Source organism: [Actinomadura] parvosata subsp. kistnae (assembly GCF_900323885.1).
In the GTDB taxonomy this organism is placed as follows: Bacteria; Actinomycetota; Actinomycetes; order Streptosporangiales; family Streptosporangiaceae; genus Nonomuraea; species Nonomuraea composti.
In genome coordinates this window covers 225,571-251,744 of sequence record NZ_OOHJ01000006.1, presented here as the reverse complement: position 1 = coordinate 251,744, position 26,174 = coordinate 225,571, and the positions used below count along the sequence as shown (strand labels likewise).

Below are 26,174 nucleotides of genomic sequence, written 5' to 3'. Positions count from 1 at the left end.
GTGCACATCCCTTCTCCCCAACGCCCAGCCGCTCGTGGCGGACGTCATCAACGACAGGATGATGCTCCGCGTGGTGGATCAAGCTCTCCAGCAGGAGGCGAAGAGCCCAGGACACGCGCTCACAGGGAGTCGCCGGTCCATCGCGGATGAACGACGGCTTATGAAAGTGCGGTTCGCGAATTCATGCCCCCAATGTCGTAGTGTGATCGCATGGATTTGTAGCGTTACCGTCGGTTGGCGGGTCCGTGCGTGCTGTGACGGTTGAGTGACTGAGCGCAAGCCGTACCCGAGCGACTTATCCGACGCGCAGTGGGCGGTGATCGAGCCGGTGCTCACGGCGTGGAAGGCCGCGCACCCGTCCGTCAGCGGTCACGAGAGTGGCTACGAGTTACGCGAGATCGTCAATGCCATCCGCTACCAGGGGCGGACCGGCGTGCAATGGGACTATCTCCCGCATGACCTGCCGCCCAAGAGCGCGACGTACTACTACTTCTCCCGCCGTCTGGTCCGCGACTACGAGCACCTGCCGGCCAGCTCCGAATCACGGGTGTATTGGGCGATGACGGATGTGATGTCCCGCCGCCTGACCCGTGGCGGGGCGCCGCCGTGGCGGTGGACATGACGGGGCCCGACGGGCACCCGGCCGATCCCGGCAGCTGGCTGTGGATCGGATCGATGCCCGCGAGCACTGGCTGACCGGCCAGTCACTTGCCTGACGCCTTCTCAACACCCCAGGTAATCGCGGAAGCGGTGGCCTCTGCGTCCAGGTCGGCGCGGAGGCGCGAGACCTCGCTCATGGAGATGCCGGTGTCGGCGCCGTCGATCGGTTGTGCGGTGTCCATCATCAGCCGGATGCTCGCGGCAGATCAAGTGTAGGCCAACAGATGTTGGCCTACACTTGTGGGGTGAGAAGGTCATCGCGTGAAACCAAGGCCCTGATCCTGGCGGCAGCGCGTGAACGCTTCGCCGCCGATGGCTATGACCGGACCACGATCAGGGCGATCGCCGGCCAGGCGCACATCGACCCCGCCATGATCATTCGCTACTTCGCCAGCAAGGAGGACCTCTTCCTCGCGGCATGCGCCTTCGACGTCCCGCTGCCGGATCCCGCCGGTATCCCGCGGGAGAAGGTGGGCGCCACTCTGGTCGAGTTCTTCCTGAGGCGGTGGGAGGCCGACGAGGCGCTGCACATCCTCCTGCGCGGGGCGACCAGCCCTCTGGGAGCCGAGCGGCTGAGGTCCGTCTTCGCCGCCGAGATCGTTCCTCTGGCAGCCACCTGGTGTGACGATCCGGTGGAGGCCGCCCGGCGGGCGGCCCTCGCCTCCACGCAGATCCTCGGCCTGGCGCTGTGCCGCTTCGTCGCCGCCCTCCCGCCCATGGCCGACATGACCCACGAGGAACTCGTCACCTGGGTCGGGCCGACCGTGCAGCGTTATCTGGTGTCCGGCTGAACGGGGGAGTGGAATGCCAGGCAGCCTCACCGCCTCCGTGGTCAACGTCCTGCTGACCGCTGTGGCCCGTGCGGGCGCAGACCCCAGGCGCCTCGTCGGAGAGACACGGCTGGACGTCGCCGGGGTTCCCGTGCCGGGCTCCCGTGTTCCGGCCGAGGCCGTGACGGAGTTGTGGAACCGAGCGGCCCGCGCGGTAGGGGACCCCGACTTCGGCATGAATCTGGGGCTGTCCTACGAGCCGGGGCGCTTCGCGCTCCTCGACTTCCTGTTCCTGTCGTCGGGCACGCTGAGTGAGGCGTTCGGCAGCGTCGTCCGGCACATCGACCTCGTGACGACCGGCGGGTCGTATGAGATGAGCACGAGCGGCGACCTGGTCACCCTGACCCGGCGGATGCCCGCGATGGACGAGAACCGGCATCCCGCGAGCGCAGCCCTGGGCTGGCAATTGACCCTCGCCAGGGCGGCGGTGGGCGCGCCGGTCCGGCCCGTGAGCATCGGGATGGCGATGCCCGCGCCACCCCGCCACCGTGATCTCGTTGCGGCGTACGGCACCGAACTGATCGAATTCGGGCAGGACGCCAACACTCTCACCTTCCGCCGCCGCGACCTCGACCGCCCGCTGCTCGGAGCCGATCCCGCCCTGGCGGCCCTGCTCCGGCGAACCGTCAGTCGGCTACGGCAGGGAGAGGGGCGGCAGGGAGAGGGGCGGCAGGGAGAGGGGCGGCCGTGGCGGGATCGGGTGCGGTCCTTCCTGGCCGCCGGGCTCGACCATGACAAAGCGACCTTGAGAGCGGCCGCGCACAGCCTCGCGATCAGCCCGCGCCGGCTGCAGCAACTGCTGCACGAGGAGGGGACGAGTTGGCGGCAGGAACTGGAGGCGGAGCGCGCGAGGCTGGCCGTGGAACTCCTGTCCGGCACCGGCATGCCGGTCGCGGCGATCAGCGCCCGGCTCGGTTACGCCGACGTGCGCGCCTTCCGGCGAGCCTTCAGGCGCGTGCACGGGCGCACCCCTCAGGAGTACCGCAGCTCCACTGCGTGAACGGTCCCCCTCACCGCGTGTTCTGTCCTCACCACCGCCCAGGGGCCGGGCCTAGCCTCGGCGGCATGACAGACGAGACGGTGCAGCGCAGCAATCCCATCCGGTACCGCTTCGACGACCGGGACATGGACTTCATCTTCCAGTGGTCCGCCGGAGCCGCCAAGACAGGCGGCCTCGACGCCGGCGAGCTCTACCACATCGCCTCCCGGATCTCCGACGGCGACACCGCGAGCTGGACAGAAGAGTTCGAACGTTACGGGGATGCCCAGGGTGACCTGGCCGACGGCTGGGAGGTGGATGGCCGTCGGCGCAGCGCCGGTGAGGTCATGATGAAGGCCTATTACTGCTATCGACAGGCGTGGCAGTTCGCCGGGCGCGGCGACGGGTTCATCCGTCTGATCAACAAGTACGAGGCCGCGTTCGAGCGGGCGGTGACGCTGCTGGACCTGCCCCTGGACTACCTCGAGGTGCCGTTCGAGGGCACGTCGCTGCCGGGGCTGCGACTCGACGCCGGACCCGACGCTCCCACGCTCATCGTCATCGGTGGCGGCGACAGCGGCCGGGAGGACATGTACCACCTGATCGGCCTAAACGCCTGGCGGCGCGGCTACACCACGGTGATGGCGGACCTGCCCGGGCAGGGCAGCACGCCGCTGCGCGGCCTGCACCTGATGGCCGAGACCGAGCGGCCGGTCGGCGCCGTCGTCGACCATCTGATCGACGCTTACGGCCAGGATCCCGCCACGCTCGCCATCATCGGCTTCTCCGGGGGAGGCTACATGGTCAGCCGCGCCGTCATGTCGGAGCGGCGGATCGCGGCGGCCGCCGCCACCACGCCCATCTCCGACTTCGGGTCGCTGCTACCCGTCGAGGTGGTGCGGCGGATGGCCGAAGAGGGGGCGATGAAGGACAACTTTCAGATGTACCTGTGGCGTTCCGGACTGGCGGGGCCGGTCGACTTCGCTCGCCTGCTCGCCACCTTCACCGCCGACCCCGCCCAGGTCACCTGCCCGTTCCTGTCCATTGTCGGGCTGGGGGAGTCGCCTGCCCTCGTCGAGCAGGTACGGAGCTGGCACCACGCTCTGCCGTCACCGCGCAAAAAGCTGCTGGAACTCGACGCCGCCACAGGCGCCGACGCCCACTGCCAGATCAACAATCCCACCCGGCTCGCCCAGGAGGTGTGCGACTGGCTCGACCGGATCCTCCCTGTGGGACGTTCGTGACTGTTACGCGTGCGCTGGGCCGTCCCCGCCGGGAACGGATCTCCGCAGGGCAGGAAGGGCGTTCCCCGCGGCGCAGCCGCTGCACCGCCTCCTGGGTGGCGTGACCCCTGTGGAGGGTCGGATAGGGGATGCTTGGCGCCTTCACCCCGAGGAACTCGCGCAACGGCTCCCATTCCTGGGCGGCGTCGTGCACGAGCACGCGGTCCGGGCTCACGCTTGAGAGGACTTCTGCGGTGTGCCGCTCGAACGCCTCTGTCGTTTCCCGCTCGGTGGGGGACTACGACGTCCGGGCCGTGCCCGAAGACAGCGCTCCACAGGTGCCGTGAAAGGGACACGATGCTCTCGGCTCCGGGCATGCCCGAGGTCAGGGCCGGGTTCCGGATGAGTTTGAATACTGTGCTTCGCATGCTCGCGGAGCAGCTGGCAGGGGCCGAAACCGAGATGCTCCAAGGCCGCCTTCATCGACGTGGTCCCTATGCGTGGCAAACCTGCCCCGATGACATCGATATGACCCATCGCAACCTCCTCGTGGACGCCGGCGTCTGATCGTCAGAGTTCCTGCCGCAGGACTGCGGGTATCTGGCTTGCGGCTGGTGCGGAATGACCGGTCGCTTCGGTTGCTGGTCGCGGGCATGTCCTGCCGCGGCCGATGCCGCATGTCATCCACTGCGGGCCTGGCCGTACGGCACCAGTCACTCGACGGATTCGGACTGCCGCCGCATGTCGTACATTCGAGCCGTCCCGCGCTCGCCGGCCGCCTGTGAGAACGCGCGGACATCGTGGCGGTCGTGCCGGGATTCGTGGCCAGGCGGAGAACACCGTGGCAGGATGACACTGCCTGGCCACGACCCGAGATCGAGCTCAGCGTCATCGGGCGCCTCGACGAGCGCGGCCTGCTGCTCGGTCCCGAGGACGAGCGGGAGGAGGACAGCATAGGAGGTCGAAGCTGTTCACCGCGGGGCCGGCGGGCCGGCGGTGACGTGACAATTGGCGGGAGCGCCACGCCGGGCATCGCCGGAGCCGGCCCACGATCGCATGGTCCACCTGCGGGACCATGGACACGGGGGAGTGCGCGACCATCAAGGTGTCGCCCGCCCCTACGCCGACCCGGCAGGTCCGGGCCGATCTCGTGATCGGCCGGCATCGAGCCGCCGGTGCTGGCGCAGAGCCTGTCCCAGAGCAGGGAGCCCGGCCGCATTCCTGCTGTCGGCGCCGCGCCCGGCGCCGGCCTGTCAAAAACGCATATCGAGCTGGAGCCTTGACACATCGCAAGCCCGGCGAGCACCGTCAAGGGTGATCAACGATCACGAAAGCCCTCAGCGAAGCCGGACTGCCGGGAGGCGAGGATGACGGAGAAGGCCGGACCAGAAGGGTGGGTGCCGGCGGGCATCGACACCACCCGCCCGACGTCCGCGGGCATCTACAACTACGTCATCGGCGGCAAGGACCACTTCCCCGCCGACCGCGAGGCCGCCGAGGCGATGCTGGCCGGCAGCCCGAACACGGCCGTCGGCATGCGGGCCACCCGGGCGTTCCTGCGGCGGGCGGTCCGCTGGCTCGCCGACCCCGACGGCGGCGCCATCGGCCAGTTCCTCGACATCGGCTCGGGTTTCCCCACCGCCGGCAACGTGCACGAGATCGCCCAGAGCATCGATCCGGACGCCCGGGTGGTCTACGTCGACTACGACCCCACCGTGGTGGCCTGCGCCCGTGCCCTGACAGCCGGCAACGATCGCGTACGGGTGATCGGCGGCGACCTGCGGCGTGTCGAGGACATCCTCGCCCACCCCGACGTGCGGGACTTCCTGGACTGGCGCCGGCCGATCGCCCTGGTCCTGAACGCGGTCCTGCACTTCGTCACCGACGAGCAGAACCCCAGCGGCTCATCGCCACCATCCGCGACCGGATGGCTCCCGGCAGCTTCCTCGCCCTCAGCCACGGCTCCATGGACGGCCTGGACAAGACCCTGTCCCCGGAGCAGATCCAGACGGCCGAGGAACAGTACCGGCGAGCCGCCGACCCGCTCGTACTCCGCACGCACGACGCCATCCAGCGCCTCTTCGACGGCTTCACCCTGGTGGAGCCGGGCCTGGTGTACGTGCCCCGATGGCGGCCCGACGGCACGGACGACGGCGACCTGCCACCGGAGATGTCCGGCGTCTACGGCGGCGTCGCTCGCTTGCCGGTCTGAGGGACCTGCTCGCGGGCTCGGTGAGAAGCCTAGGAGAGGCTGCCGAACTTGCCGGGCAGGTCGAACAGCTTGAACCTGGCCTGGTCGAATACGCGATCGGGGAGCCAGCGGGCCACGAACGCCAGGAGCCCGGAGTCCTTGCCGACCTTGTACCGCGTCGCCGGCCGGCCGGCCGTCAGGGCCTGCAGCACCACCTTCGCCACCACGGAAGGATCGCTGCCGCCCTGCTCCCTCTCATAGGCTTTGGCGGTCATCGCACGGTAGGTCGTCTCGTAGTATCCGCGCTGTTCCGCCGTCATCTGGACCAGGGTGTCCTCGGCGTCCTTGCGCAGCTTCTGCACGGCGGTGGTGGAGATCGTGGCGGGCTCGATCAGCACGACGTGGATGCCCCACGGGTGCAACTCCATCCGCAGCGCCTCCGTCACCGACGCGAACGCCCACTTGGAGGAGCAGAGCGGAGCGCCGAACGGCAGGGTCAGCCGGTCGCCGATGGAGCCGATGTTGATGATCCGGCCTTTCGTCCGGCGAAGCGCGGGCAGGAATTCCTGGATCACCCCGACCTGTCCGAACACGTTGACCTCGAACTGCCAGCGCAGCGTTTCCAGTGGAATGGCCTCAACCGGCCACGTCAGACCGATTCCGGCATTGTTCACCAGGCCGACCAAAGGCACGTCCGACTTGTCGACGGTCTTGGCGGCCTCCCGGACCGCGTGCTGATCGGTGACGTCCAGAAGAAGGGGTGTGAGCCTTTCTCCGGCCTGGCGCTGCAGTGCCTCGCCGTCCGCCTCTTTCCGCACGCCCGCGAAGACGTGATAGCCGGCCTTGGTCAGCCCGAGAGCCGTGGCCTGGCCGATGCCGGTGGAAGCGCCGGTGACGACGACTCCTCCGCGGCTGGTCCCGTACGTCGGCATGAGCGCCCTCCAAGAATGTGAATGCTGTGGGAATCGGTTCGCCCGCCGTGAGAGCGCGCAACAGCCTCACGGCGAGCGGCCTTCGCGGGGCGGGGGCCCGTGCCAGGAGAGCAGGTCATCGCCTGGCGGCCAGGACGTCCGCCAGCGCGGCGAAGCCGCGCCCCGCCTTGGCCACGCCGAACTCGGCGACGAGCAGCAGGACCGCCTGCACCTGCTCCTCACCGGCTCCGTGGTCCAGTGCCAGCCCGACGTGCTGGGCGAACGACTGCTCCAGCGTCCCGTTCAGCACATCGGTCGCGATCGTGCACAGCGCCCGCTCGGCCACCGTCAGGTTGGGCCGGCCCCAGCGCTCGGCGAACACCTCCTGCAGGAAGGCGGCGAAGTCCTCGTTGAGCGACTTGGTCGCCTGCACGACGCGCTCGGGGAGTTCGATCGCCTGCCCCGCGTGTCCGTTGCCGGACTCCTTTCCTCCGGTGGCGAGGCCGGCCTCCACGGCCGCCTTCTCGATCTCCCCGAGCCGCATGAGAGCCTCGGCCGCCGTGGGATATCCGACGTAAGGCGCCAGATGGCGGACGGCCTCCCGGATGTCCTCCAGCGTCACGCCGTTCGACAGGGCCATCATCACGTGCGTCTGCAGCGGGAACTGCAGCGAACGGTTGCACAGGTCCGCCGCGACGAACACGAACGCCTTCTCCCGCATGGAAAGCTGCGGCAACCCCCACGCGTAATGCCCGCGCTTCACGGCCATCGCGGCGAAATCGGCGTCCAGTGCCTGAATGGCGTCCTGGGAAGCGAGTTTCATTACTGATCTCCTTGTGTGGGGCTGTGATGACGCATTCCGCGTGACGGCGCGTGTCAGAGGTCTGACCGACGCTAGTGCGTGCCGGGATGGCGCGAATCTGTCGGACAACCGGAATGCGCACCAGCCAGGCTCAGGGCGCCTTTCCTGCTCGAACCGAGTTCGGACGGTTCAGACGACCACGTGGGGCGGCGTAACCGTGATGGGGACACCGTTGAGCGCGGCCGTGCCGCTGATGTGGTCGAGGTAGTGCGGGTCGGTGAGGTCGTTGACGCTGGCGCCCGGCAGGGTGCCGGCGATCGACAACGTCTCGCGGGCCAGGGCGTGGCCGTAGCCGTGCGGCAGGCTCGCGGTGCCCGGCATGACGTCCTCGCTCGCCGACACCTCGACCTCGACCGTGCCGGCGTCGGAGCGCACGCTCACCAGGTCGCCGTGAGCCAGGTTCCGGGCCTTCATGTCGTCCGGGTGCATGAGCAGGTGGTGGCGCGGGCGGCCCTTCACCAGGCGGGCGGAGTTGTGCAGCCAGGAGTTGTTGTCGCGCAGATGGCGGCGTCCGATGAGGAGCAGCTCGTCCGCGGGCCGGGGTGTGAGCAACTCGCCGCGGGCGCGCAGGAGCTCGGACATCAGCAGCGGCGGCGCGAGGTCGATGCGCTTGCCGTCGGTCTGCAGGCGTGCGGGCATGCTGGGACGCAACGGGCCGAGATCGAGGCCGTGCGGATGGCGGCGCAGCTCGGCCACGGACAGCTTGTACTGCCCGGCGGCCAGCCCGTAGTCGAGGATCTGCTCGGGGGTCAGGCTCAGGGCGGGCTGGTCCTTGCGCTCGTCCGGCGGCAGGAACTCCTGATAGCGCCGGGCCAGCTCGCCGATGATCTGCCAGTCATGCCGGGCTCCGTCGGGCTTGGGCAGCACCGCGGGGGTGAAGCGGGCGACGTCCCGGATCGTGAACATGGAGAAGAACAGGTCGAAGTGGTCGCGTTCGATGAGGTCGGTCGGCGGCAGGATCACGTCGGCGTGGCGGGTCGTCTCGTTGATGTAGAAGTCGACCGACGCCATGAAGTCCAGCTCGCCGAGCGCCCGGCCCAGGGTGTGACCCGCCGGGGTCGACAGCACCGGGTTGCCCGCCACGGTGAACATCGCCCGGATCTGTCCCTCGCCGGGGGTGAAGATCTCTTCAGCCAGGACGGCCACCGGCAGCTCTCCGCTGAACTCCGGCAGGCCGCGCACGCGGCTGTGCCACTTGGCGTAGTGGCCGGGGTTGAGCTGGCCGCCGGCGATCATGTCGACGGCGGGCTGGGTGACCAGGACGCCGCCGGGACGGTCGAAGTTGCCGGTCACCAGGTTCAGGATCTGGATCGCCCACTGGGACAGCGTGCCGAACCGCTGCGTGGACACACCGGTCCGTCCGTAGCAGGCGGCGGAGGGAGCGGCGGCGTACTCGCGGGCGATCCGGACGATCGTCTCCGCGGGCACGCCCGAAACCTCCGCCACCCGCTCGGGCGTGAACTCCTCGATCGCGGCGCGGAAGTCCTCCAGGCCGTCCACGTACGGGAGCGGCCTGGCCAGGCCCTCGTCCACGATCGTCCGCACCATGGCCAGCATCACCGCGGCGTCCGCCCCTGGGCGGATGAAGTGGTGCTCGTCGGCCAGCTTCGCCGACTCGGTACGCCGGGGGTCGAACAGCACCATCCGCCCACCCCGGCCGCGCAGCTCGCGAATGCGGCGGGTGATGCCGGGCGCGCCCATCACGCTGCCGTTGGAGGCGGCGGGATTGGCGCCGAAGACGAGAAAGTAGCCGGTCCTGTCGATGTCCGGGATCGGGATCAGCCACTGGTTGCCGTAGAGCAGGTAGGACACGAACTGGCTGGGCAGTACGTCGACGGAGTTGGAGGAGAAGCGGTTGCGGGTGCCGAGCATGCGGGCGAAGCCGGGAGCGTGCGTGAGGGCGCCCAGGCTGTGCGCGACCGGGTTGCCGAGATAGACGGCCACCGCGTCCGCGCCGTGCTGGATCCGGATGTCTGCCAGGCGGGAGGCGACCAGGTCGAGGGCCTCGTCCCAGTCGATCTGCCGCCAGCCGGACGGCGTGCGCCTGACCGGCAGGCGCAGCCGGTCCGGGTCGTCGTGGATGTCCTGCAGCGCGACCGCCTTGGGGCAGATGTGCCCCTTGGAGAAGGGGTCGTCGTCGGCGCCGCGGATGTCGACGATCTCATCGCCCCGCAACGTGATGTTCAGCCCGCACATGGCCTCGCACAGATTGCAGGCGGCGGCCCGCGTTCGCATCTCCACCATGGACGTTGACTCCTTTACGCCGGCATCCCCGCGCCGCCGGCCACTTCCGAGGCAGCACGCGCTGTCAGCGTAAGCGGCGGTGCTCCCCGTAGAGCGACAAAGAGGCGACAACCAGTCACATGACCTATTCGCGCAGGTCGGTGACTGGAGGGCCGTCATGACAGTGCCGGATGCTCAGCAGTTCTTCTCATCCTTGAACACCACGTACAGCGCCTCGCGTGGCCCCACGACGAGCAGCCTGCGGGCCTCGCCGTACCGGTCGAGGTCCCCGTCGGCCGTCCGCCAGAAGCGGCCGCCCTCGTCGGCGTCCGCCCACACCAGCAGGCGGCCCTGCGGCCCGCCCACCCGCCACAAGGGCTCGTCGATCAGCTCGTTCAGCAGGTACGGGACGAGCTCGCCCGCCGCGTGGCCGGCGGACTCCCGGCGGCAGGCGGCGCTGAACGCCTCGACCTCGGCCAGGAAGACCGGCGTGCTCAGCGACCGCGGCCCCATGCCCAGCATCCACCCGTCCGCCGCGTCACCCGCCGCGGGATCCCCCAGGTCGAGAGGGTCCCATGGATCGGCGTCGTCGTCCGGGACGAACTCCTGGGCCTGGGGGTCGTCGGGCCAGGGGAACTCGTCCTCGAAGTACTCCTCGCCGTAGCGACGGCTCCACCCGGTGCTCCTCCACCATCGGCGGACGGAGGCCAGGTCGGGATCGGGCGGTAACGTGTGCCCGGCCAGGTCGACCCGGAACGCGGCGTAACCGTCCAGGTCCAGCGGCGCCCGCAGGATCGTCCCGGCGCAGACGGCGCGCAGCCGGGCCTCGGCCAGCGCGAGGTCGTCGTCGTGCAGGGCCGGCCGCGCCTCGCACCAGTGCCCCGCGAACGAGCAGGCCGGGTCGCGGTCGTTCCCTGGGCTGGCCGGACTGGTGACGCTGACGCGGATCACCCTGGAGCCGGACGAGAACACGGCATGCGTCTCGTCCCCGGCCGCGTCGGCGACCGTCACCAAGGCCGCCTCGTCCGCCACGTCGAGGATGGCCCATCCCAGTACGGCGGAGAGCATCTTCAGGCGGCGCGTCGGCGGGTGCGCGAGTATGGCCTGCCGGACGGCGAGAATGGCGTCGTGAACGCCGGTCGGCTCGCAGCTCAGCGGCTCGCGCGCCGGCCCGTCCGGTGACAGGGCGGGGAAGAGCCCGCACTTCACCAGCGGGCCGGCATTCAGCGGGCCGCCGCAGTCCCTGACGTCCACCAGCAGGCGCCCGCTGGGAGCCAGGCTCGCGGTGGCGTCCTCGTCCAGCCAGCGGTTCAGCAGGTGAGCGTGCGCCGCCACCTGCATCTCGCCCCGCCACTCGAGCGAGGGCAGGTTGTCGTGGCAGTCGTGCCCGAGGAATCGGCAGATCGTGAAGTCCAAGACGTCTTGCCCTTCGCCTGGTTCTCGCTGTCCGTCAGATCGGGGGGACACAGCCGGACAAGGGAGGCCGTCGAGGGCGATGGTGGCGTGCCGCCGGCTCCGCCGCAACGGGTGAGGATGCTGGTTGTCCTGGGCAGAGCCGGGCCAGTCGCGTGACGGATACCCGGGCCCGCCCCGATGCCTCCACAAGATAAGTCCTCGCATGAAGACTTTAAAGTCCCCGAGCGGGGATATAGGTTCGGGGGTGAGGGGTATCGGGATACTCGTTACCAGGATGCCGGCCGGGCTCTCGCCTCCGGCCGGCATGCCCTTCCGTTTCGGCGCGGCCGTACGGCTCACATGCGGCGCAAGGGGACCAGCGCCACGCCGTACGCCAGCCCGTACGATGCGGGAAGCCAGCCGCCTCCGGCCGCGGCGGCGGCGAAACTGATCACCGAGACCGCCGCCAGGATCAACGTGCCGGCAGCGCGCTCCCGCCCCGCCAGCGCCGCCACCCCGGCGGCCCCGAGCCCGCCGGCGGCGGTCAGAAGATCCACCACCAGCCACGCGTCGAGCAAACCCGCCCGCGCCAGCAGGTCGAGCAGCGGCAAGGGAAGCGCCGGCGTCCAGATCCAGGTCAGCCCGCAGATCAGGTTGACGGCCGAGGGCAGCACCAGCAGCAGCGACACCGCGGCCAGTGCCCATCCGCGGCGCCGTCCGCCGTTCAGGGTCTCACCCCGGGCCGATCGGTGACCCCGATGTCCAGGCGCACGTTGAGCGTCAGGATGGTTCCCTTCTCGATGGTGTGGGGGGAACCCATGTAGACGATCTCCAGATCCCCTTCCGCGCGGATGCCGGCCTCCGGAAAGGTGTAGTCGGCGTTGGCCATCACGCGCTCGCCCAGATAGGTGTAGGTGGAGCGGTCGAGCAGCAGTTCGTGATCCACCCAGTCCTCCCTGCGGGCCACCGCCACCGCCGGACGCCCGTCCACGTCTACCGCGTCGGGGTTCACGCTCACCCCAGGGATCTTGGCCATCGCCCGGTGGACGGCCGCCTCCTGCGCCCGGGGCACCAGGTTCTGTGCCAGCAAGGAGTCGAACAGACGGTAGGCCCGGACGTGCCGTTCCTCGTCCGAACCGGGCAGCAACGCGTCCACGGCGGCATACATCCAGGCCAGCATCGCGTCAGGATCGGTGGGAAGCGCCGCCACCGTGGCGTAGTCGGTAGGAGGCATGCCGCCGCCGGTGGGCGAGCGCGCCAGGTCACCGTTCTCGTAGGTGGCCACCTCCCTGCCGTCGGCCCGGGTCCATGAACGGCTCACCTGCGTTTCCAGAGGTGCTCGCGCACTCTGGGTCGCGCCCCGAGCCGGCTTCCCGGCGCCTTGCCGGCGCGTCTCGATGTAGATCCACTGGTCAGGCCGTGGACCGGTGAACCCGCGTTTACCGGCGGCCTCGGCGGCGCGGCCGAGCAGCACCTGCGCGTTGGAGACCGGCATGATCGTCGCGGGCAGCACGGTGCCCGCCGCGTCCATCGCCGGGGGAGTGATCGCCAGCAGGATCGCCCAGACCGCGGCGGCCAGCAGGCCCAGCACGAGGGCCATCGTCGCGGTCACGGCGGGCCACCATCCCGCGCTGAGCGGACCCGCGCCACCGGTTCGGCGTCCCGTCGGCCCTGGCGAGACCGCGTTGCCGGCCCATCGTCCCGCACCGGTCAGAGACGCGCTCTTCAAGACGCCGACGCGGCACGCCGCAGGAGCGCCTGCCGGGCGGCGGCATGGGCCTCAGGCGAAGGGGGGCGGGGCTGGGGCCAAGCACAGCGCAGCGCCTCCAGATCGGTTCGCAAGCAGTCGCCCATGGTCAACGCCCCTTCTCGGTGAGCGCCGGATCCAGCACGGCGCGGATCTTCGTACGGGCCCGGTGCAGCCGGGAGCGGACCGTACCGGCGGGCACGCCGAGCGCCCTGCCGACCTCGTCAGAGGTCAGCTCGGCCCAGGCCACCAGCAGCAGCACGTCCCGATCACCGGCCGGTAACCCGGCCAGCGCCGCCGACAGCCGGCCACGGACGGCGAAGGCGTCCAGCGAGTCCACGACCCGCTCGGCGTGGTCCTCGCCGACCTCGCTCACCTCCGCTCTGGCCAGCGCCTGGTACTGCCGGACCTCGGCCCGGCGGTGGCGGGCGATCAGGTTGGAGGCGATCCCATACAGCCAGGGGCGCGCGTCCGGCCGGGATCGGTCGTAGGTGCCCCGCCGATCGAAGGCGACCAGGAACGTCTCGGCCGCGATGTCATCGGCCAGCGGGCGCGACAGCCGACGCTCCGCGTAGCCGTGAATCGCCGGATAGTGGCGGTCGAACAGCGCGGCGAAGCAGTCCGGCTGGGTCAAGGAGCGTTCGATGAGCGCGGCGTCGGTCACCTGCGGCGTCACCTGGATCATGTGACGGCTCTCGCCATGGCTCCTGCTGTCATCGGCCGCCTTTCCTCACGGGGAGTCCGTCATCCCTATTCACCGACCGGCCCAGGGATGTTCACGCTGCCTAGCCCGCGAGGAGCTGTGCACGCCGGCCCGACAGCCGCGGCGCCCGAGGCGGCGCAGTCCACCGCACGGAATGTCAGGCGTGGTGCGGCGCCGGCGCGATGTGGCGCGGCCTGATCCCGCGTGTCCGTCAGGCCCGGTGCGCGTGTGGCGGCGGAGGGCTGCTCAGCCGACGTGTTCGGTGATCGCGCGCAAGGCCGCGACACGAACGCCGGCCCACGGCTGTTGTGATGCGCTCGGCCTGTCCCAAGAGGTCCGCTCCGCTCATCTCCATGTCATCGATCGTGGCAAGTTACTGCTGGAGAAGGAGCGGGTCGCGAACTCCAACCCTTCTGTGATCAGGCAGGCTGGAAGGGAGCGCGGCCGGTGAGATAGCGCTGCAGGGCCGGGGCTATCCAGGCGATGAGTTCGTCGGGCTCGGCGGCGACCAGCGCGTCGACGCGGACGGCGTAGCGGGCTATGGCGATCCCGACCAGATGGCCGGCGGCCAGGGCGGCACGCAGCTCGGGCTGATCCACGCCGAGCTGCTGGGTGAGCTTGCCCAGCATGTCGTTGGCCAGGAACTGTCTGATCAGCGCCGCCGCGTGATCGCTGGTGGCGGCGGAGCGGATCAATCCCAGGAGAGGGCCCGGCTGCCGCACATCGCCGAGCAGGTCGAGGACGTAGGCGGCCAGGTGCTCACCCAGCCCGCCCCGCGGGCCGTCTAGCAGCATGGTCACGGCCTGCTCGGGCTGGAAAACCGAGGTGACGACGGCAGTGAACAGTTGCTCCTTGCTACCGTAGAAGCGCCGGACGAGGGCCGGGTCGACGCCCGCGTCGGCGGCCACCTTGCGCACGCTCACGGCTTCGTAACCGTTGGCGGTGAAAGCCGCGGCCGCCGCCGAGATGATCTCGTCGCGGGTGGTCGAGGTGCCCGGGCGGCGTCCTGTCCTGTGCATCTCTCCCCCTCGATGACCAAGGTATATCCTCCCATAAAGACTTCCAAGCCCCGCATGGGAACTTCAAGCCGGGAGGCGCTGCAGGCACCCGCCGCGCGGACGACACACTGGCAGGTTGACAGATTCGACGGGCGGCCTCCTCCTCTAGCCTCGTCCTTCAGACCGGTCGCGATACCCGTCGTGTGAAAGCAGGTGATGACCGTGACGGAGCAGGAACACGCGCCGGCCGGGGTGGATCCGGCCGTGCCGAGCGTGGCCCGCATCTACGACTATCTGCTCGGCGGCAAGGACAACTTCGCTTCCGACCGTGAGGCCGCCGCGCAGATCCTCCGGCTCTCGCCCAACGCCAAGGAGGTCGCGCGGGCCAACCGGGCGTTCATGGGGCGTGCCGTTCGCGCGATCGCCCGGAAAGGGGTCCGGCAGTTCCTCGACATCGGCACCGGCCTGCCGACCCAGGAGAACGTCCACCAGGTGGCGGCGCAGGTCGCCCCTGGCACCCGCGTGGTCTACGTCGACAACGATCCGATCGTGCTCGTGCACGCTCGCGCTCTGCTGGCCGAGACCGCGGACACGATCGTGGTGGAGGGCGACATGCGCGAGCCCAAGGCCATCCTCACTCATCCGGAGATCCTTCAGCACCTCGACCTGCGGCGGCCGACGGCCGTCCTGCTGATGGCGGTGCTGCACTTCATCCCCGACGATGACCAGGTCCGGGACATCCTTCGGATCGTCCGCGAAGCACTGCCGTCCGGCAGCTATCTGGTCATCTCGCACGTCACCGAGGGAAGGCTCGACGGCCGCGCGGTGGGGGCGGGGCGCGAGGTCTACCGCAGGACCAGCACCGGCAATGTGACCCCGCGCAGCCGCGAGGTGATCGCCGGGTTCTTCGACGGGCTGGAGATGGTGGAGCCCGGCCTGGTCTCGGCGACCGCCGAGGACGCTCTTGACGCCTCCGTCGCCGGTCCCGGAGGTGCCGACGTTCTCTGCGGGATCGGGCGCATTCCCTGAGCGAGCGATCCGCGCGCGGCCATACCCGCTCACTGGTTTGATGACAGATTCGCCGCGCCACCGCGGTTGCCTATCGTCGGCGAGACGGACGTTCTCACCAGCCCCGACGCAGGGGATCGCCACGCACACCCACCAGGAACCCTCATGCCAGTGCCCGATGAGGACGGCCGGACGCCCGCGCCGGACGCCCAGAGACGCGACCCGCTGGACGAAGCCGTCCCGATGGCGGTGCTGCTCTTCTCGGCCCTCGACACGATGGACGCCCGCGCGGAGAACACCTTCAGCACCCCTTCCGGCTTCCAGGAGCTCGACACCCTCCTCGGCGGCGGCCTGAGCCCCGGCACCTTGACCGTGGTGGCCTCCCGCCCGTCGATGGGCACGTCGGCCCTGCTCCTGCACCTGTGCCGTGACACCGCGTTCCGCCGCCACAGGCCGGCCCTGCTGGCCAGCTTCCAGATGCCCGATCACGAGCTGACCCTGCGGTTGCTGGCCGCCGAGGCGAGCGTCCCCCTCGATGAGCTGCGCGCGGGGACGATCGGCTTGGACGACTCCGCTCGGGTCGTACGCCGGACGGCGGAACTGGCCGGCGCGCCCCTGTCCGTCATCACGCCCGCGGGCTGGACGGCCACGCATCTGACCTCGTACATCGCAGACCTGGCCACCGACGGGAAGTTTGAGCTGATCGTCGTGGACGGGCTCGACGACGTCCGGCCCTGGCCTTCGGACGAGTCGCGGGACCCGCCGGTCGCCGAGGCGGCTCGCGCGCTGAAGGAGCTGGCGATGGAGCTCAAGGTGCCGGTGGTGGCCGGTGCCCAGCTCGGCGACCGGTCGAAGGAGCGGGCCGATCGCCGCCCGGGGCCGCTGACGGACTTCCGGAACTCCGACACGGTCGGTCACATCGCCGACGTTGTCATCATGGTGCACCGGGAGGACGCGCACGACCCGTGGTCGCCTCGCGTGGGTGAGGCAGACCTGATCGTGGCCAAGCATCGCTACGGGCCCAAGGCCACGGTGACGGTGACCTTCGATCAACGCTACGGCCGCTTCGCGGACCCGTCCCGGCCCTGATTCGTCCCGTCCGGGCCTTGACCGGTGCGGTGCGGCCAGTCATGTGACGGATTCACCGGCCCGGGGTGCCGCCCTAAAGTAGCGACTGGGACCGAACAACGGCAGAGCAAGTCGTTCGCTCAGGTGACCGGAGCGACTCATGTCCTCGCATGGCCTCGGCACGCCGCCTCTCTATGAGGGAAAGCAGCGCGAACCACGAGCGTGAGTCGCTTCGGTCGCTGCCGGGCTCGCTACGTGAGACGAGCGGTCCCATTGGCGTCCGTGAGACAGGCGCAGCGACTGAAGCGACTGAGATCTCGGATTGGTCGGCGAGAGACGCTGGACGGTACAAAGCGTCGATCGTGTGATCGCGGAGGGTGGGGTTGGACGACGGCCGGACATCCCGTGTCCTTCTCCCGCCCGGTTGGCGTCACCGCCAGACCCCGCCCTCCGCGACGGCCTTCAGGGGCGAAGCACAGGTGTGGTGGTCGCGACATGCTGGACGGCGTACGCGGCGCCGCCGGTCATCGGAGCCAGTAGCCCCGCGCTGACGTTCCGCGGATCATCGCAGCTTCGGTGGTAGCAGGCGTCGCAGGGTTCGCCGGCCTTCTCGCCGTAGGACACGGCTTGCTCCACAGGAATGCCCGCGGCGAAGACCGGAGGTGTTCCCGCGCTTGCCGGCCAGCACCGAGTAGGCGGAGAAGGTGGCCATCGCGTACTGCGCGGCGGCGGGTCACCGGCCCATCTGCTCCTGGTTGGGCGCGCCGTTCAGGTGAAGACCGGCGGCAGCGACCCGCCCACTCCCGGGGCGCCGGGCGTGTAGCCGCCGCTCGTCGCCGTGGCGGGGGAGACGGTGAGACTCTTGAACGGCTCGACATCGCAGGCGTGTCCTTCAGGGAGGTCAAATTTGCCATGCGACCGGGTGCTGAGTGCCCCTGAGCTCCAGTCACGTGACAGATTCGCTCCGGCCCGCCGCACCCGTAGCGTCTCTGGCCGGTTATGTCGCGTGGCACAGGGGAGAAGAGCCGTGAGGTTTCGCAGGACGTTCGGAGTGGTGGTAGGCGCCTTGGTGGCTTTGGCCGGGATGCCCCTCGGTGCCGCGCCGGCGCAGGCCGCGAGCAACCTCTGCAAGGATGCCAGCTACGTGCAGGTGGGCAGCTACAAGATCATGTACGGTGGCAGGCACCGCGGGTCCATCGAGGTGTTCTACAGCTCCAGGACGCAGAAGAACTGCGCCGTCGCCATAGGAGTCGGCGATTTCTACGGAAAGAGAAACTACAAGGGCGTCGGCATTCGCGTGTCCGGGGCGAAGGGTAACGGCTGGGCGGAGCTCGACCAGGCCATGTACAAGTACTACGCGGGGCCTGTCTTCGTTAAGGCACCCGGCAAGTGCATCGACGTCTACGGGGTCATGGCGACGGCCACCCGGACGGTGAAGTCCAAGCACTGCGGCTGAGCACCTGCCTCTGACACACGGACAGCGAACGGCCGGCGCCGTTCGCTGTCGGGCTGTTCCGCAGCGATGTCGGATCACCGCCTGGTGGAGACGGCAGTGCTTCCTGCGGTGCTTTTCGCGGCGGGCAGGGCCCACAGGGCCAGGCATGCTACGACGATGCCGCCGATCCAGGACGTCCAGGCCGCGCCGCCGAGCCCGGTGTAGGAGATGGCCCAGGGAGCGATGATCAGCAGCACCGCCCAGGTGACGTTGGTCCACTGGCTGGCCGCCGAGGCCGGCTGGATCAGGGCCCAGAGAGCCGTGCACACGATCAGGGCGCCGAGCACGATGAGCGTCGTCGCGGCGCTGGTGTCACTGGCTGTCCAGATCGGGGCGAGTGCGAGGTACAGGCCGGCCACCAGGTTCGTCCAGTCCTGCCACCGTGTCCATGGCTTCATGTGATTTCTCCTTGTGGGGGAAGCCGATTGCGGCCAAGCCTCGGGGTGGGAGGCTTCGCCGTATCTCACGGTAGGTTGGCCCGCTCATCCGATGAATCTGTCGCCGCACAAAAACATGACTGGTTGCCGTGTTCCCCGCGATGCATGGCAGAGTAGCTTCGGTGATCAATCTGGTGCGAAGCGGGCCGTTCTGGTGCGCGTTGGTCGTCGAAGAGAACGATTCGGTGGACGCCGGGCTGCTGGCCGAGCTCGCCGCCCGGACGGGCACGACCTTGACCGGCATCGGCCACGGCGGGTTCGGTGGCGGACCGGTGGCCGACGTCTACGCCGACGAGTCCCGCGGCATCGTCCTGATCGAGGCGGTCGATCCCGACACCGGGTCGAAGGCGCTGCTCGTACGCGCGGACTCCGAGGAACGCGCCATCGCGGCCCGAGCCGTCATCGGCGAGCGGTACCGCGTGTGGACGGAACAGGAGCTGCGCGCCCAGGCGCGGGAGGACCTCGCCGGGCAGTCGTGGATTCTGGTGCCGCTGGTGATGGCGGCTGGAGGCACGAATCTTGAGCTCGAGACGGCGGAACTGCTCAGGGAAGCGCTGCGGCACGAGGACGAAGACGTACGAGCCGCCGCCGCATACGCCGAAGAGGTGGCCGGAGAGCTCCGTCACGACCCGATGGTCCTCGCAGCCGCGCAGGAGGAGCGGGAGCCGGCGGAGGTGCTGCGCCCGGCGCGGCCCGTGGACGGCGAGGAGGACTGGGTCACGGTACGGCCGGGCGTTCCCGGGCGGGAGGTTCCTCGTCCCGTGAGCTGGTGGCAGGTCCCCGCCGGCGTCACCGATCCGCTTCCGGCGTTCACCGTTGATCACGACTGGTTCATCGAGGTCCTCGCGCGTCAGGACGCCCCCTTCTATGAGGAGATCTGGATCGACGAGGACGGCCGTACCGCGATCCACGCCGTGTCGCACGCCGAGCTGGCCGGGCGTCACCTCGCCGTGCACGGCCAGGACGTTGAGACCGTCACGATCGCCTTCAGGGAGGCGGGCCTTCTGGCCCTCGACGGTCCGCCCGCCGGTCTGGACCGCACCGCCCCCTGACCAAGGCGCGGGTGATTCGCATTCCGTCTATCACCCGGTGCCTTTCAGGTCGTTCCAGCCCGGACGCAGGGTTGTGCCGTGACGTGAGAGGGAACCGCAGTGCCGGGCAGGCGCATCGTCACCTGCCCTGAGACAGCACCGGTGGGCGCTGGGGAGGCGGCCTCAGAGAAGTGCCCCCATCAATCCTCAGGGTCTGGGGCGCGACGTGGCCGGCCGGCCTCCGCTCCGGCGCTTCGCCTGACGGACTCCAACTTCTCCTCCAGACCCGCGCCCGTCCTCGGCCCAGGCTTCCGCCGCACCGAGCTCGGCCCGTGGTGAACGCCCAGGATGTGGCCGACAACGCGATTCCTGGCCGCGGCCGAGCCCGCACAGTGGGGCTACGTGAAAGGCATCAGCGTCCGGACCCGGACGGATGGCGGGCTGTGGCTGCGCGGCGGGCCGGCCGTGACGAACACCCGCGAGCCGTGGCGACGGTTCGACGATAGGGCATTCGCCGGCATCGAGAAGGGCGAGACCCACGACGGGGACGCCGTGCTCGAAACCGTCGTCGTGGACAGAGCCGGACAACGACCCCGCTGAGGATCGCCTGGCGCCAGGTCATGCACGACCCTCACGCGGTCATCGCTTGTCAGCGGTCTCCCGGACCGGTGTGCCGAGGCCGGCAGATGAGGAGGACGAAGGGGGAGGGGTGTCGCGTGCCCACGTCAGTGCGGCAAGGAGCGCGGCGAGCGTGGCGGCGGCCCCGCATCCGGCCCAGAGCGCAGCCGGGTGCAGTCCGGCGCTGCTGAGCGCACCGGCGAGCAGAAACCCCAGTCCCTGCCCGCCGGCCAGGCCCGCGACCGCCACTCCCATGGCTCTGCCGCGGAACTCGGGGGAGACCCGCTGCACGAACAGGGCGTTGAGCGGGGCGGAGAAGGCGCCTCCCACTCCCGAGGCGAAGAGCAGGACGACCACGACAGGAGGGGATGGTTTGGCCCAGAGCGGGATCAGCGCTGCCCCGGCCAGGATGGCGAACGGGATGAGCAGGCGGTCACGCGTACGCGGTGGCACGAGCCGGGTCAGCAGCACGGTGCCGGACGCGAAACCCAGCGCGGCGGACGACAACATCAGTCCCGCCAGGGGTGCACCGCCGCCGAGCGACGTCGCGTAGAGGTAGACGACGGCCTCCGGCGCGTACACGAACATGGAGACCGGCCACACCAGCAGCAGGCAGCCGCGCAACCACGGGTCGGCGAAGACGTAACGTACCCCCGCACGGGAGCCGCCGAGCACCGAGCCCGAGCCGGCGGGCCGCGGGCGCGGACGCAGCCCGGCGGACAGGGCGGCGGAGACGGCGAAGGTGAGGGCGTTGCACGCCAGCGCCCCCTCGGGCCCGATCCAGCCGATGGCCAGGCCGCCGAGCGCCAGGCCCAGCACCTGGCTCAACTGGTGGGTGACGCGGATGAGGCCGTTGCCGGTGACGGCCGCGTCCACGGGCAGGATCTCCGCGATGAGCGCCGACCGCGCCGCCATGAACGGCGGGGTGAACAGGCTCGCGGCATAGAGCAGCACCACGAGAGCCCACACGGGCAGGCCATGGATCAGCATCGCCGAGACCAGCGCCGACCGGGCCAGGTCGCAGGCGATGAGCAGGCCCCGGCGAGGCAGCCGGTCGGCGAGGGCACCGAGCAGCGGGGCCGCGACCAGTGACGGAAGGTAGGCCGAGGCGTAGGCGAGACCGGACAGGATGCCGGAGCCGGTGCGGTCGAGCACCAGCACCGACACGGCCAGCGCGGCGAGCTGGTCCCCGGCGTACGACGAGGCGAGCCCGGCATAAAGAAGGCGGAACTCGCGCACCGCGAAAAGATCTCGATAACGCACCAAGAAGCCCCGATCACGGAAAAGCCTGATGAGCGTGCAGGGGATCACGCCCATCAGGCCGGAGGACATGACGTCCGCTCAGTCCCAGCCGTTGCCCATACGCATGTGTCACCTCCTGAGGAAATCCATGTCAGGCGGCAGGCTATGTGTCCCGCAGGCCATGGTGCATCCGTCACGTGACTGGATGTGGCGCGCCGCCCGCAGCGGCCGGGGACGATGGCCGCTTGGGTGAGCTCACCACCAGTCGGGCGACGGATTCGGAAAGCGGCCGAGCGCTTTAGCGTACGAGTGATATGAGCGAAGAATTGACACCCGCCGCGGTGGTGCGGGCCCATTCCCAGGCGAAGACCAGCGGCGACATCACTGGCGCATTGGCCTGGTGCCATCAGGACGTGATTTTCGAGACGATCGCCTTCCAGTCCGCCGCGCACGGTATCGACGCGGCTCGCAGGCAGTTCCAGGGCTTCCTGGGAGCCTTCCCCGACTACTCCGTCCAGCTTGAGGATCTGCGGGAGATGGATGACCTTGTGCTGGGCGTCGGCAGGATCGCCGGCACCATGAAGGGCCCCCTGGCGGGCGTCGAGCCCACCGGGCGCGCCTTCGATCTGCCCTTCGTGTGCCTGTGGTACGTCCACGACGGGCTCATCACATTGGAGCGGTTCTTCTACGACTTCAACGAGATGTGCGAGCATCTCGGCATCGACACCACGACCGCCGCGAACCGCTTCCGCACCTGGCGCGAACGGGCCGACGCCATGATAGCCCGCTAATACTCAGCGCAAGACCGGGACGCCGCCCTGTCGGTCCCTGTCGATGGTGAGGTCGGGCAGGACCCCCACCTCAGCGGTCGGCGATTTCATCAAGCCGCCCGCGTGCGCGGGAAGCGGCCCAGCCCGGCGGCAGAGCGGATCGATCCGGAGCCGGTCTTGAAGGGTCCCCGCGAGCTCGCACACCGCAGGGTCCCACGTCCGGTTCCACGCCCGCAGCCACCGCCGAGAAGCAGGCCAAAGGGCGGGATCGGTTTCGCCTGCGGCGTCCAGGCCCGCACGCCGCAACGCGAACGGCCAGGCCGGCCCGTTGTCGGTCTCCGCCAGCAACTCGGTGAGCATCCAGGCGACCAACATGCCTGAGGGACGACTGCGGCGATCGTGCGGATGGGGGTTAGCCCCCAAGACGCTGTCGATGAGGATGCTGCAGAGGCTGTTGTCGTGCTCGAAGGAGGACCTGAGAGCTCGGGAGATCCCGCTTCCCGCACGATGGAGGATGGCCTGCGCGGCCCAGCCGGCACTTCGCGGACGCAGGTTCAGCCATGCTGCCGGGCGACGACGGTCGCTTCGGTGACGGCCCGGTGCCGGTGGAGGATGATCCGCCGTGTCCGATATCGTTCGGCTGGCTTCGTGACCGGGGTGAGGCACCTTGAGTCGGCCGATCAGTCCAGGCTCACCTGAAGCAGCCGGCTCCGCGGAACTGGCGGTCGTAGTAGAGGCCCGGCTCTCCCTGGCCCACCCTCGCCTGGACGACCTCACCGAGCAGGATGGTGTGGTCTCCTGCGGGGAACCGGGCACGGGTGACGCATTGGAGGACGGCGAGGGCGCCTTCGAGGATGGGTATGCCGTGCTCACCGGTGCTGAACGGCAGGCCGGCGAACTTGTCGGCGTCGTGCTGGGCGAAGCGCCTGGCCACATTCTCCTGTTCGCCGGTCAGGACGTTCACCGCGAATCCGGCGGAGCTGGTGAAGGCCGGATAGCACTGTGCGGAGCGGGCGAGGCAGACGAGGATCTGCGGCGGGTCGAGCGAGACCGAGCTGAACGAGCTGGCGGTGAAGCCCCAGCGGCGGCCGGCGCCGTCGACGGTGGTCACCACGGTGACGCCGGTGACGTACTTGGCGAGGGCCTGTTTAAAGTCCCGCATGTCAACCGGCATGGCCCGCTCCGATCGCCGGCCGGCGCAGGCCCAGCCGCTCCATGCGCGGCAGCACCTCGTCGCGCAGGATGGGGAAGTCGTCGAGGTAGTTGACCAGGGCGACGGCCATGCCGGTGAGCCCGGCGTCGCTGAGCCGCTTGAAGGTCTGGGCGACATCGTCGGGGTCGCCCTTGACGGGGAAGGTGCCGCCGCCGCTGACCATGCGCTCGAGCATCCGGTCGGCGAGCTCGGGCGGCAACGACTTCTGCCCTGTGCCGAAGATGCTGCGCCGCACCTCCTCGGCCGCCTCCCAGTCGCCCTTCTCCTCGACGATGTAGTGGTAGTACTCCTCGGTCTCCTGGCGGGTCTTGCGGCAGATGACGTGGCCGCTGGCGTACACCGGCATCGACCGGCCGGCATCGGCGCGGACGGCGGTGATCTGGCCGGCGAGGCCCTCAGGCGAGATGATGATCATGAATAGGCAGTCGGCGTGCCGGGCGGCGAACCTGCGGCCGGCGGGGGAGGAGCCGGCGCTGATCAGGGTCGGCCGGTCGCCGCCGTAGGGGCCCGGCAGGGCGAAGACGCCCTTGAGGTCGAAGAACCTGCCGTGGAAGTCGAACGGCTCGGGCTCCTGCCACAGACGCTTGACCAGCGTCGTCCACTCCTCGGTGTAGGCGTAGCGCTCGTCGTGGTCGCGCATGGGCGTGCCGAACATCGCGAAGTCCGGCCCGGCCGATCCGGACACGATGTTCAGGCCGAACCTGCCCTTGCCGATGTGGTCGCAGGTCACGGCCTGTCTCGCGGCGAACAGGGGGTGCACGAACGGACTGTGCACCGTGGCGAACACGGTGATGCGCTCGGTCGCCGCGAGCATGCCGGCCGCCCAGCTCAACGCCTCGAAGGTGTGGCCGTCGGTGTCGGAGGCCCCCTTGAGCTGCGACCACTGTGCCAGCGGCAGGATGAACTCCAGACCGGCCTCGTCGGCCATCTTCCCGAGCGCGGCGTTGTTGTCCCAGGTGGCCTGCCAGCGCTGCTCGGCTGTCGTCTTGGTGAGCCCGCCCCAGACGTTCGGGGCGAACAGGCCGAGCTGGAAGGTGTTGTCACTCATGACGCGCATGTACGTCTCCTGCGGGGGTTGAAGTGGTGCCGCGCGGCTGGACGGCGAGGGCGAAGGACTCCGCGAGCTCGCGAGCCGTTCTGCGGCGGTAGGCGGGGCCGGGACTGGACCCGGCGGTGGCATGGGAGAGCGCTTCGGCCGCGATCGGGCCCCCGAACAGGGTCATCAGCAGGCGGAGCCGCATGGGGCGGATCGTGCCGCGGCGCAGGTGCTCCTCCAGCCACTGCTCGATGAGCCCGACCGTGCTGGCCACATAGCTCTCGCGGACGTAGCGGCCGAGGGCACTGTCCGGCCTGGCCAGCACTTCGGCCAGCATGGGCGCGATCGCGGGGGTGTCGAGCACAGCGTCGAGGATCGCGAGGTAGACCGCCCGTGCTGCGGCGACGAGGTCGGCCGGCGGGTCCGCCAGCGCGGCGGCGATGCCGTCCATGGGGCTGTAGTGCTTGAAGATCGCGACAAGAAGGGCCTCCCTGCCGCCGATCTGCGCGTGGATCGCCTGCACGCTGCATTCCGCGGCGGCCGCCACGTCCTCCAGCGTGGTGCCGCCGACGCCGCGCTTGGCGATCAGGTCGGCCGCGGCGGCGATCGCCCGATCCGCCACGCGTTGGCGGGGTGCTCCCTGCGCGCCCAGCTCGGCGAGCGCTGCGTCCAGTGCTTTACGGCTGCCGATCTGGCGCAGCAACGTGGAGCGCGACACCCCGTACAGGGCGGCGATCTCCTCCAGGTGCAGTGCCGCCAACGGGCCCGCACCCGTCTCCTCGGCGCGGGCGAGCAACTGCCGGGCGATCTCTTCCACCGAAGCCATGGAATGAGACTAGATGTTAAATCAACCTCATTTCAAGTGTCACACGAGGGGATGCTGGACCGGCTGGCCGCAGGGGGCCTGTACGGGCAGATCAGGGCGTACACCTCGCCGGTGTCGTCCTGAATGGCCAGCACCATTGAGCGGGGCTGCCAGTACTCGCGCACGCCTGAGGTTGTACTGGGCAGCCTGACCAGGTCGATGCCGAGCCCGGCCGCCGCCACCCGCAGCGCCTCGAACGGCAGGGTCGGCTCCAGAGGGCCATACCTGGCCTCGATCGGCCCGGCGGCGACCTCGGACCCGATAGAGGCGAGGCGGTGGAGCTGGACCGTGAAGTGGGTGCCCCGCCAGCCGTCGTCGCCGCGTTCCCAGAAGAACTCGACGAGCCCGTGGTCGCGCCACATGAAGTCGCCCTGGCGGTTCTCGGCGGGCGTGGGCTCGAGTATCGCGCTGACCTGGTCAGGGGTGCAGGTGTGGTCGGCGCCGAGCACGTCGCCGCGGGCCACGACGTCCAGCGCGAAACTCAGGGTGCTCACTCGCCATCCAATCAGCATGGTGCGGGTCAGGGTTGGCCCGCGGGGTTGTGTTCGGGGGGCGCTTCGTGTTGAAGGAGCGTCGGCGTGGCCCGGCCGCGCGGGCTTCGGCTCAGCTCGGGCACGGGGCGCCGTGGCGCAGGCGGCCGAGCAGGCGGGTGCGGGCGTCGCTCCTGTG

28 protein-coding genes and 2 pseudogenes are annotated in these 26,174 nt (G+C 69.8%); 12 read left to right on the top strand and 18 right to left on the bottom strand.

The window, feature by feature from the left end; translation table 11 throughout:
• Window positions 1-265 precede the first annotated feature (265 nt).
• Window positions 266-622, top strand: a complete 357-nt coding sequence (locus KIS93_RS67270; protein ID WP_222107248.1) for a transposase — start codon at window positions 266-268, stop codon at window positions 620-622.
• A gap of 82 nt (window positions 623-704) precedes the next feature.
• Here the strand turns inward: KIS93_RS67270 and KIS93_RS04815 are convergent, their stop codons facing one another.
• On the bottom strand, window positions 705-845 hold the full coding sequence (locus KIS93_RS04815; protein ID WP_168017629.1) for a hypothetical protein: 141 nt from the start codon (window positions 843-845) through the stop codon (window positions 705-707).
• A gap of 60 nt (window positions 846-905) precedes the next feature.
• Here KIS93_RS04815 and KIS93_RS04810 point away from each other — a divergent pair, with 60 nt between their 5' ends.
• The 3 genes from KIS93_RS04810 to KIS93_RS04800 all read left to right on the top strand — a co-directional run bounded on the left by KIS93_RS04810 (window position 906) and on the right by KIS93_RS04800 (window position 3,713).
• Window positions 906-1,451: a TetR/AcrR family transcriptional regulator gene (locus KIS93_RS04810; protein WP_222107247.1), complete on the top strand. Its 546-nt coding sequence runs from the start codon at window positions 906-908 to the stop codon at window positions 1,449-1,451.
• A gap of 13 nt (window positions 1,452-1,464) precedes the next feature.
• Complete coding sequence (locus KIS93_RS04805; protein WP_186403756.1) at window positions 1,465-2,490, top strand: AraC family transcriptional regulator ligand-binding domain-containing protein; 1,026 nt, start codon at window positions 1,465-1,467, stop codon at window positions 2,488-2,490.
• 65 nt (window positions 2,491-2,555) lie between these two features.
• On the top strand, window positions 2,556-3,713 hold the full coding sequence (locus KIS93_RS04800) for an alpha/beta hydrolase family protein (protein ID WP_186403755.1): 1,158 nt from the start codon (window positions 2,556-2,558) through the stop codon (window positions 3,711-3,713).
• Here the strand turns inward: KIS93_RS04800 and KIS93_RS68795 are convergent.
• Together KIS93_RS68795 and KIS93_RS68790 are read right to left on the bottom strand one after the other, a co-directional pair.
• Window positions 3,640-3,972 (bottom strand): annotated as a pseudogene (locus KIS93_RS68795) (sulfotransferase); the annotation flags it as partial. The gene KIS93_RS04800 and the pseudogene KIS93_RS68795 sit on opposite strands and share 74 nt — an antisense overlap.
• The gene (locus KIS93_RS68790; RefSeq protein ID WP_246005223.1) at window positions 3,924-4,175 is read right to left on the bottom strand and encodes a hypothetical protein; all 252 of its coding nucleotides are present in this window, start codon (window positions 4,173-4,175) and stop codon (window positions 3,924-3,926) included. The pseudogene KIS93_RS68795 and the gene KIS93_RS68790, both read right to left, overlap by 49 nt.
• Between KIS93_RS68790 and KIS93_RS68785 the strand changes: the two genes are divergently transcribed.
• The gene (locus KIS93_RS68785; protein ID WP_246005234.1) at window positions 4,119-4,259 is read left to right on the top strand and encodes a hypothetical protein; all 141 of its coding nucleotides are present in this window, start codon (window positions 4,119-4,121) and stop codon (window positions 4,257-4,259) included. The genes KIS93_RS68790 and KIS93_RS68785 overlap by 57 nt on opposite strands.
• 800 nt (window positions 4,260-5,059) lie before the next feature.
• Window positions 5,060-5,904 (top strand): annotated as a pseudogene (locus KIS93_RS68780) (SAM-dependent methyltransferase).
• A 29-nt stretch (window positions 5,905-5,933) separates the two neighbouring features.
• On the opposite strand, the gene KIS93_RS04780 reads toward KIS93_RS68780, so the two are convergent.
• The 8 genes from KIS93_RS04780 to KIS93_RS04745 form a co-directional block, all read right to left on the bottom strand.
• Window positions 5,934-6,815, bottom strand: coding sequence for an SDR family oxidoreductase (locus KIS93_RS04780; protein ID WP_186403754.1), 882 nt, complete (start codon window positions 6,813-6,815; stop codon window positions 5,934-5,936).
• Between the two features lie 115 nt (window positions 6,816-6,930).
• Window positions 6,931-7,617 carry a carboxymuconolactone decarboxylase family protein gene (locus KIS93_RS04775; RefSeq protein WP_186403753.1) on the bottom strand — a complete coding sequence of 229 codons (687 nt, stop codon included), beginning with the start codon at window positions 7,615-7,617 and terminating at the stop codon, window positions 6,931-6,933.
• Window positions 7,618-7,785: 168 nt separating this feature from the next.
• Window positions 7,786-9,900, bottom strand: a complete 2,115-nt coding sequence (locus tag KIS93_RS04770; RefSeq protein WP_222107246.1) for a molybdopterin-dependent oxidoreductase — start codon at window positions 9,898-9,900, stop codon at window positions 7,786-7,788.
• A gap of 174 nt (window positions 9,901-10,074) precedes the next feature.
• Entirely contained in the window at window positions 10,075-11,295 is a 1,221-nt protein-coding gene (locus KIS93_RS04765) for a cupredoxin domain-containing protein (RefSeq protein ID WP_186403752.1), read from the bottom strand.
• Between the two features lie 335 nt (window positions 11,296-11,630).
• Complete coding sequence (locus tag KIS93_RS04760; protein WP_168017641.1) at window positions 11,631-11,963, bottom strand: hypothetical protein; 333 nt, start codon at window positions 11,961-11,963, stop codon at window positions 11,631-11,633.
• 35 nt (window positions 11,964-11,998) lie between these two features.
• A complete protein-coding gene (locus KIS93_RS04755) occupies window positions 11,999-13,003 on the bottom strand; it encodes a CU044_5270 family protein (RefSeq protein ID WP_281261945.1) in 1,005 nt (334 codons plus the stop codon).
• A 127-nt stretch (window positions 13,004-13,130) separates the two neighbouring features.
• The gene (locus KIS93_RS04750; RefSeq protein WP_186403750.1) at window positions 13,131-13,706 is read right to left on the bottom strand and encodes an RNA polymerase sigma factor; all 576 of its coding nucleotides are present in this window, start codon (window positions 13,704-13,706) and stop codon (window positions 13,131-13,133) included.
• A gap of 437 nt (window positions 13,707-14,143) precedes the next feature.
• The gene (locus KIS93_RS04745; RefSeq protein ID WP_186403749.1) at window positions 14,144-14,743 is read right to left on the bottom strand and encodes a TetR/AcrR family transcriptional regulator; all 600 of its coding nucleotides are present in this window, start codon (window positions 14,741-14,743) and stop codon (window positions 14,144-14,146) included.
• A gap of 195 nt (window positions 14,744-14,938) precedes the next feature.
• On the opposite strand from KIS93_RS04745, the gene KIS93_RS04740 reads away from it, so the two are divergent.
• The 3 genes from KIS93_RS04740 to KIS93_RS04730 all read left to right on the top strand — a co-directional run bounded on the left by KIS93_RS04740 (window position 14,939) and on the right by KIS93_RS04730 (window position 18,254).
• Window positions 14,939-15,751 (top strand): SAM-dependent methyltransferase, encoded by an 813-nt coding sequence (locus tag KIS93_RS04740; protein ID WP_186403748.1) that lies wholly within the window; start codon window positions 14,939-14,941, stop codon window positions 15,749-15,751.
• A 144-nt stretch (window positions 15,752-15,895) separates the two neighbouring features.
• On the top strand, window positions 15,896-16,819 hold the full coding sequence (locus KIS93_RS04735; RefSeq protein ID WP_186403747.1) for a DnaB-like helicase C-terminal domain-containing protein: 924 nt from the start codon (window positions 15,896-15,898) through the stop codon (window positions 16,817-16,819).
• Between the two features lie 1,006 nt (window positions 16,820-17,825).
• Window positions 17,826-18,254 carry a hypothetical protein gene (locus KIS93_RS04730; RefSeq protein ID WP_186403746.1) on the top strand — a complete coding sequence of 143 codons (429 nt, stop codon included), beginning with the start codon at window positions 17,826-17,828 and terminating at the stop codon, window positions 18,252-18,254.
• Window positions 18,255-18,328: 74 nt separating this feature from the next.
• Here the strand turns inward: KIS93_RS04730 and KIS93_RS04725 are convergent, their stop codons facing one another.
• Window positions 18,329-18,691: an SPW repeat protein gene (locus KIS93_RS04725; RefSeq protein WP_186403745.1), complete on the bottom strand. Its 363-nt coding sequence runs from the start codon at window positions 18,689-18,691 to the stop codon at window positions 18,329-18,331.
• 161 nt (window positions 18,692-18,852) lie between these two features.
• Here KIS93_RS04725 and KIS93_RS04720 point away from each other — a divergent pair, with 161 nt between their 5' ends.
• Together KIS93_RS04720 and KIS93_RS04715 are read left to right on the top strand one after the other, a co-directional pair.
• Complete coding sequence (locus KIS93_RS04720) at window positions 18,853-19,782, top strand: hypothetical protein (protein ID WP_186403744.1); 930 nt, start codon at window positions 18,853-18,855, stop codon at window positions 19,780-19,782.
• Between the two features lie 381 nt (window positions 19,783-20,163).
• The gene (locus KIS93_RS04715) at window positions 20,164-20,361 is read left to right on the top strand and encodes a hypothetical protein (protein ID WP_186403743.1); all 198 of its coding nucleotides are present in this window, start codon (window positions 20,164-20,166) and stop codon (window positions 20,359-20,361) included.
• A 39-nt stretch (window positions 20,362-20,400) separates the two neighbouring features.
• Here the strand turns inward: KIS93_RS04715 and KIS93_RS04710 are convergent, their stop codons facing one another.
• Window positions 20,401-21,618 carry an MFS transporter gene (locus KIS93_RS04710; RefSeq protein WP_168017649.1) on the bottom strand — a complete coding sequence of 406 codons (1,218 nt, stop codon included), beginning with the start codon at window positions 21,616-21,618 and terminating at the stop codon, window positions 20,401-20,403.
• Window positions 21,619-21,935: 317 nt separating this feature from the next.
• On the opposite strand from KIS93_RS04710, the gene KIS93_RS04705 reads away from it, so the two are divergent.
• On the top strand, window positions 21,936-22,412 hold the full coding sequence (locus KIS93_RS04705) for an ester cyclase (RefSeq protein WP_186403742.1): 477 nt from the start codon (window positions 21,936-21,938) through the stop codon (window positions 22,410-22,412).
• A 3-nt stretch (window positions 22,413-22,415) separates the two neighbouring features.
• On the opposite strand, the gene KIS93_RS04700 is transcribed toward KIS93_RS04705, so the two are convergent.
• From KIS93_RS04700 to KIS93_RS04680, 5 genes are all read right to left on the bottom strand, one after another.
• Window positions 22,416-22,751 (bottom strand): hypothetical protein, encoded by a 336-nt coding sequence (locus KIS93_RS04700; RefSeq protein ID WP_186403741.1) that lies wholly within the window; start codon window positions 22,749-22,751, stop codon window positions 22,416-22,418.
• A 331-nt stretch (window positions 22,752-23,082) separates the two neighbouring features.
• Window positions 23,083-23,553, bottom strand: coding sequence for a flavin reductase family protein (locus KIS93_RS04695; protein WP_222107245.1), 471 nt, complete (start codon window positions 23,551-23,553; stop codon window positions 23,083-23,085).
• A 1-nt stretch (window position 23,554) separates the two neighbouring features.
• Window positions 23,555-24,661: an LLM class flavin-dependent oxidoreductase gene (locus KIS93_RS04690; protein ID WP_186403739.1), complete on the bottom strand. Its 1,107-nt coding sequence runs from the start codon at window positions 24,659-24,661 to the stop codon at window positions 23,555-23,557.
• Window positions 24,645-25,466 (bottom strand): TetR/AcrR family transcriptional regulator, encoded by an 822-nt coding sequence (locus tag KIS93_RS04685; RefSeq protein WP_186403738.1) that lies wholly within the window; start codon window positions 25,464-25,466, stop codon window positions 24,645-24,647. The genes KIS93_RS04690 and KIS93_RS04685 overlap by 17 nt, the downstream gene beginning before the upstream one ends.
• Window positions 25,467-25,498: 32 nt before the next feature.
• Entirely contained in the window at window positions 25,499-25,999 is a 501-nt protein-coding gene (locus KIS93_RS04680; RefSeq protein WP_186403737.1) for a hypothetical protein, read from the bottom strand.
• Window positions 26,000-26,174: the final 175 nt, after the last annotated feature.

Coding starts and splice junctions, on each gene's coding strand:
- KIS93_RS04770 (WP_222107246.1), bottom strand. CDS start 9,900: ATGGTGGAGATGCGAACGCGGGCCGCCGCCTGCAATCTGTGCGAGGCC.
- KIS93_RS04690 (WP_186403739.1), bottom strand. CDS start 24,661: ATGCGCGTCATGAGTGACAACACCTTCCAGCTCGGCCTGTTCGCCCCG.
- KIS93_RS04745 (WP_186403749.1), bottom strand. CDS start 14,743: ATGCACAGGACAGGACGCCGCCCGGGCACCTCGACCACCCGCGACGAG.
- KIS93_RS04780 (WP_186403754.1), bottom strand. CDS start 6,815: ATGCCGACGTACGGGACCAGCCGCGGAGGAGTCGTCGTCACCGGCGCT.
- KIS93_RS04815 (WP_168017629.1), bottom strand. CDS start 845: ATGATGGACACCGCACAACCGATCGACGGCGCCGACACCGGCATCTCC.
- KIS93_RS04685 (WP_186403738.1), bottom strand. CDS start 25,466: ATGGCTTCGGTGGAAGAGATCGCCCGGCAGTTGCTCGCCCGCGCCGAG.
- KIS93_RS04695 (WP_222107245.1), bottom strand. CDS start 23,553: ATGCGGGACTTTAAACAGGCCCTCGCCAAGTACGTCACCGGCGTCACC.
- KIS93_RS04800 (WP_186403755.1), top strand. CDS start 2,556: ATGACAGACGAGACGGTGCAGCGCAGCAATCCCATCCGGTACCGCTTC.
- KIS93_RS04700 (WP_186403741.1), bottom strand. CDS start 22,751: ATGCTCACCGAGTTGCTGGCGGAGACCGACAACGGGCCGGCCTGGCCG.
- KIS93_RS04750 (WP_186403750.1), bottom strand. CDS start 13,706: ATGATCCAGGTGACGCCGCAGGTGACCGACGCCGCGCTCATCGAACGC.
- KIS93_RS04735 (WP_186403747.1), top strand. CDS start 15,896: ATGCCAGTGCCCGATGAGGACGGCCGGACGCCCGCGCCGGACGCCCAG.
- KIS93_RS68785 (WP_246005234.1), top strand. CDS start 4,119: ATGCTCGCGGAGCAGCTGGCAGGGGCCGAAACCGAGATGCTCCAAGGC.
- KIS93_RS04775 (WP_186403753.1), bottom strand. CDS start 7,617: ATGAAACTCGCTTCCCAGGACGCCATTCAGGCACTGGACGCCGATTTC.
- KIS93_RS04705 (WP_186403742.1), top strand. CDS start 21,936: ATGAGCGAAGAATTGACACCCGCCGCGGTGGTGCGGGCCCATTCCCAG.
- KIS93_RS68790 (WP_246005223.1), bottom strand. CDS start 4,175: ATGAAGGCGGCCTTGGAGCATCTCGGTTTCGGCCCCTGCCAGCTGCTC.
- KIS93_RS04725 (WP_186403745.1), bottom strand. CDS start 18,691: ATGAAGCCATGGACACGGTGGCAGGACTGGACGAACCTGGTGGCCGGC.
- KIS93_RS04805 (WP_186403756.1), top strand. CDS start 1,465: ATGCCAGGCAGCCTCACCGCCTCCGTGGTCAACGTCCTGCTGACCGCT.
- KIS93_RS04740 (WP_186403748.1), top strand. CDS start 14,939: ATGACCGTGACGGAGCAGGAACACGCGCCGGCCGGGGTGGATCCGGCC.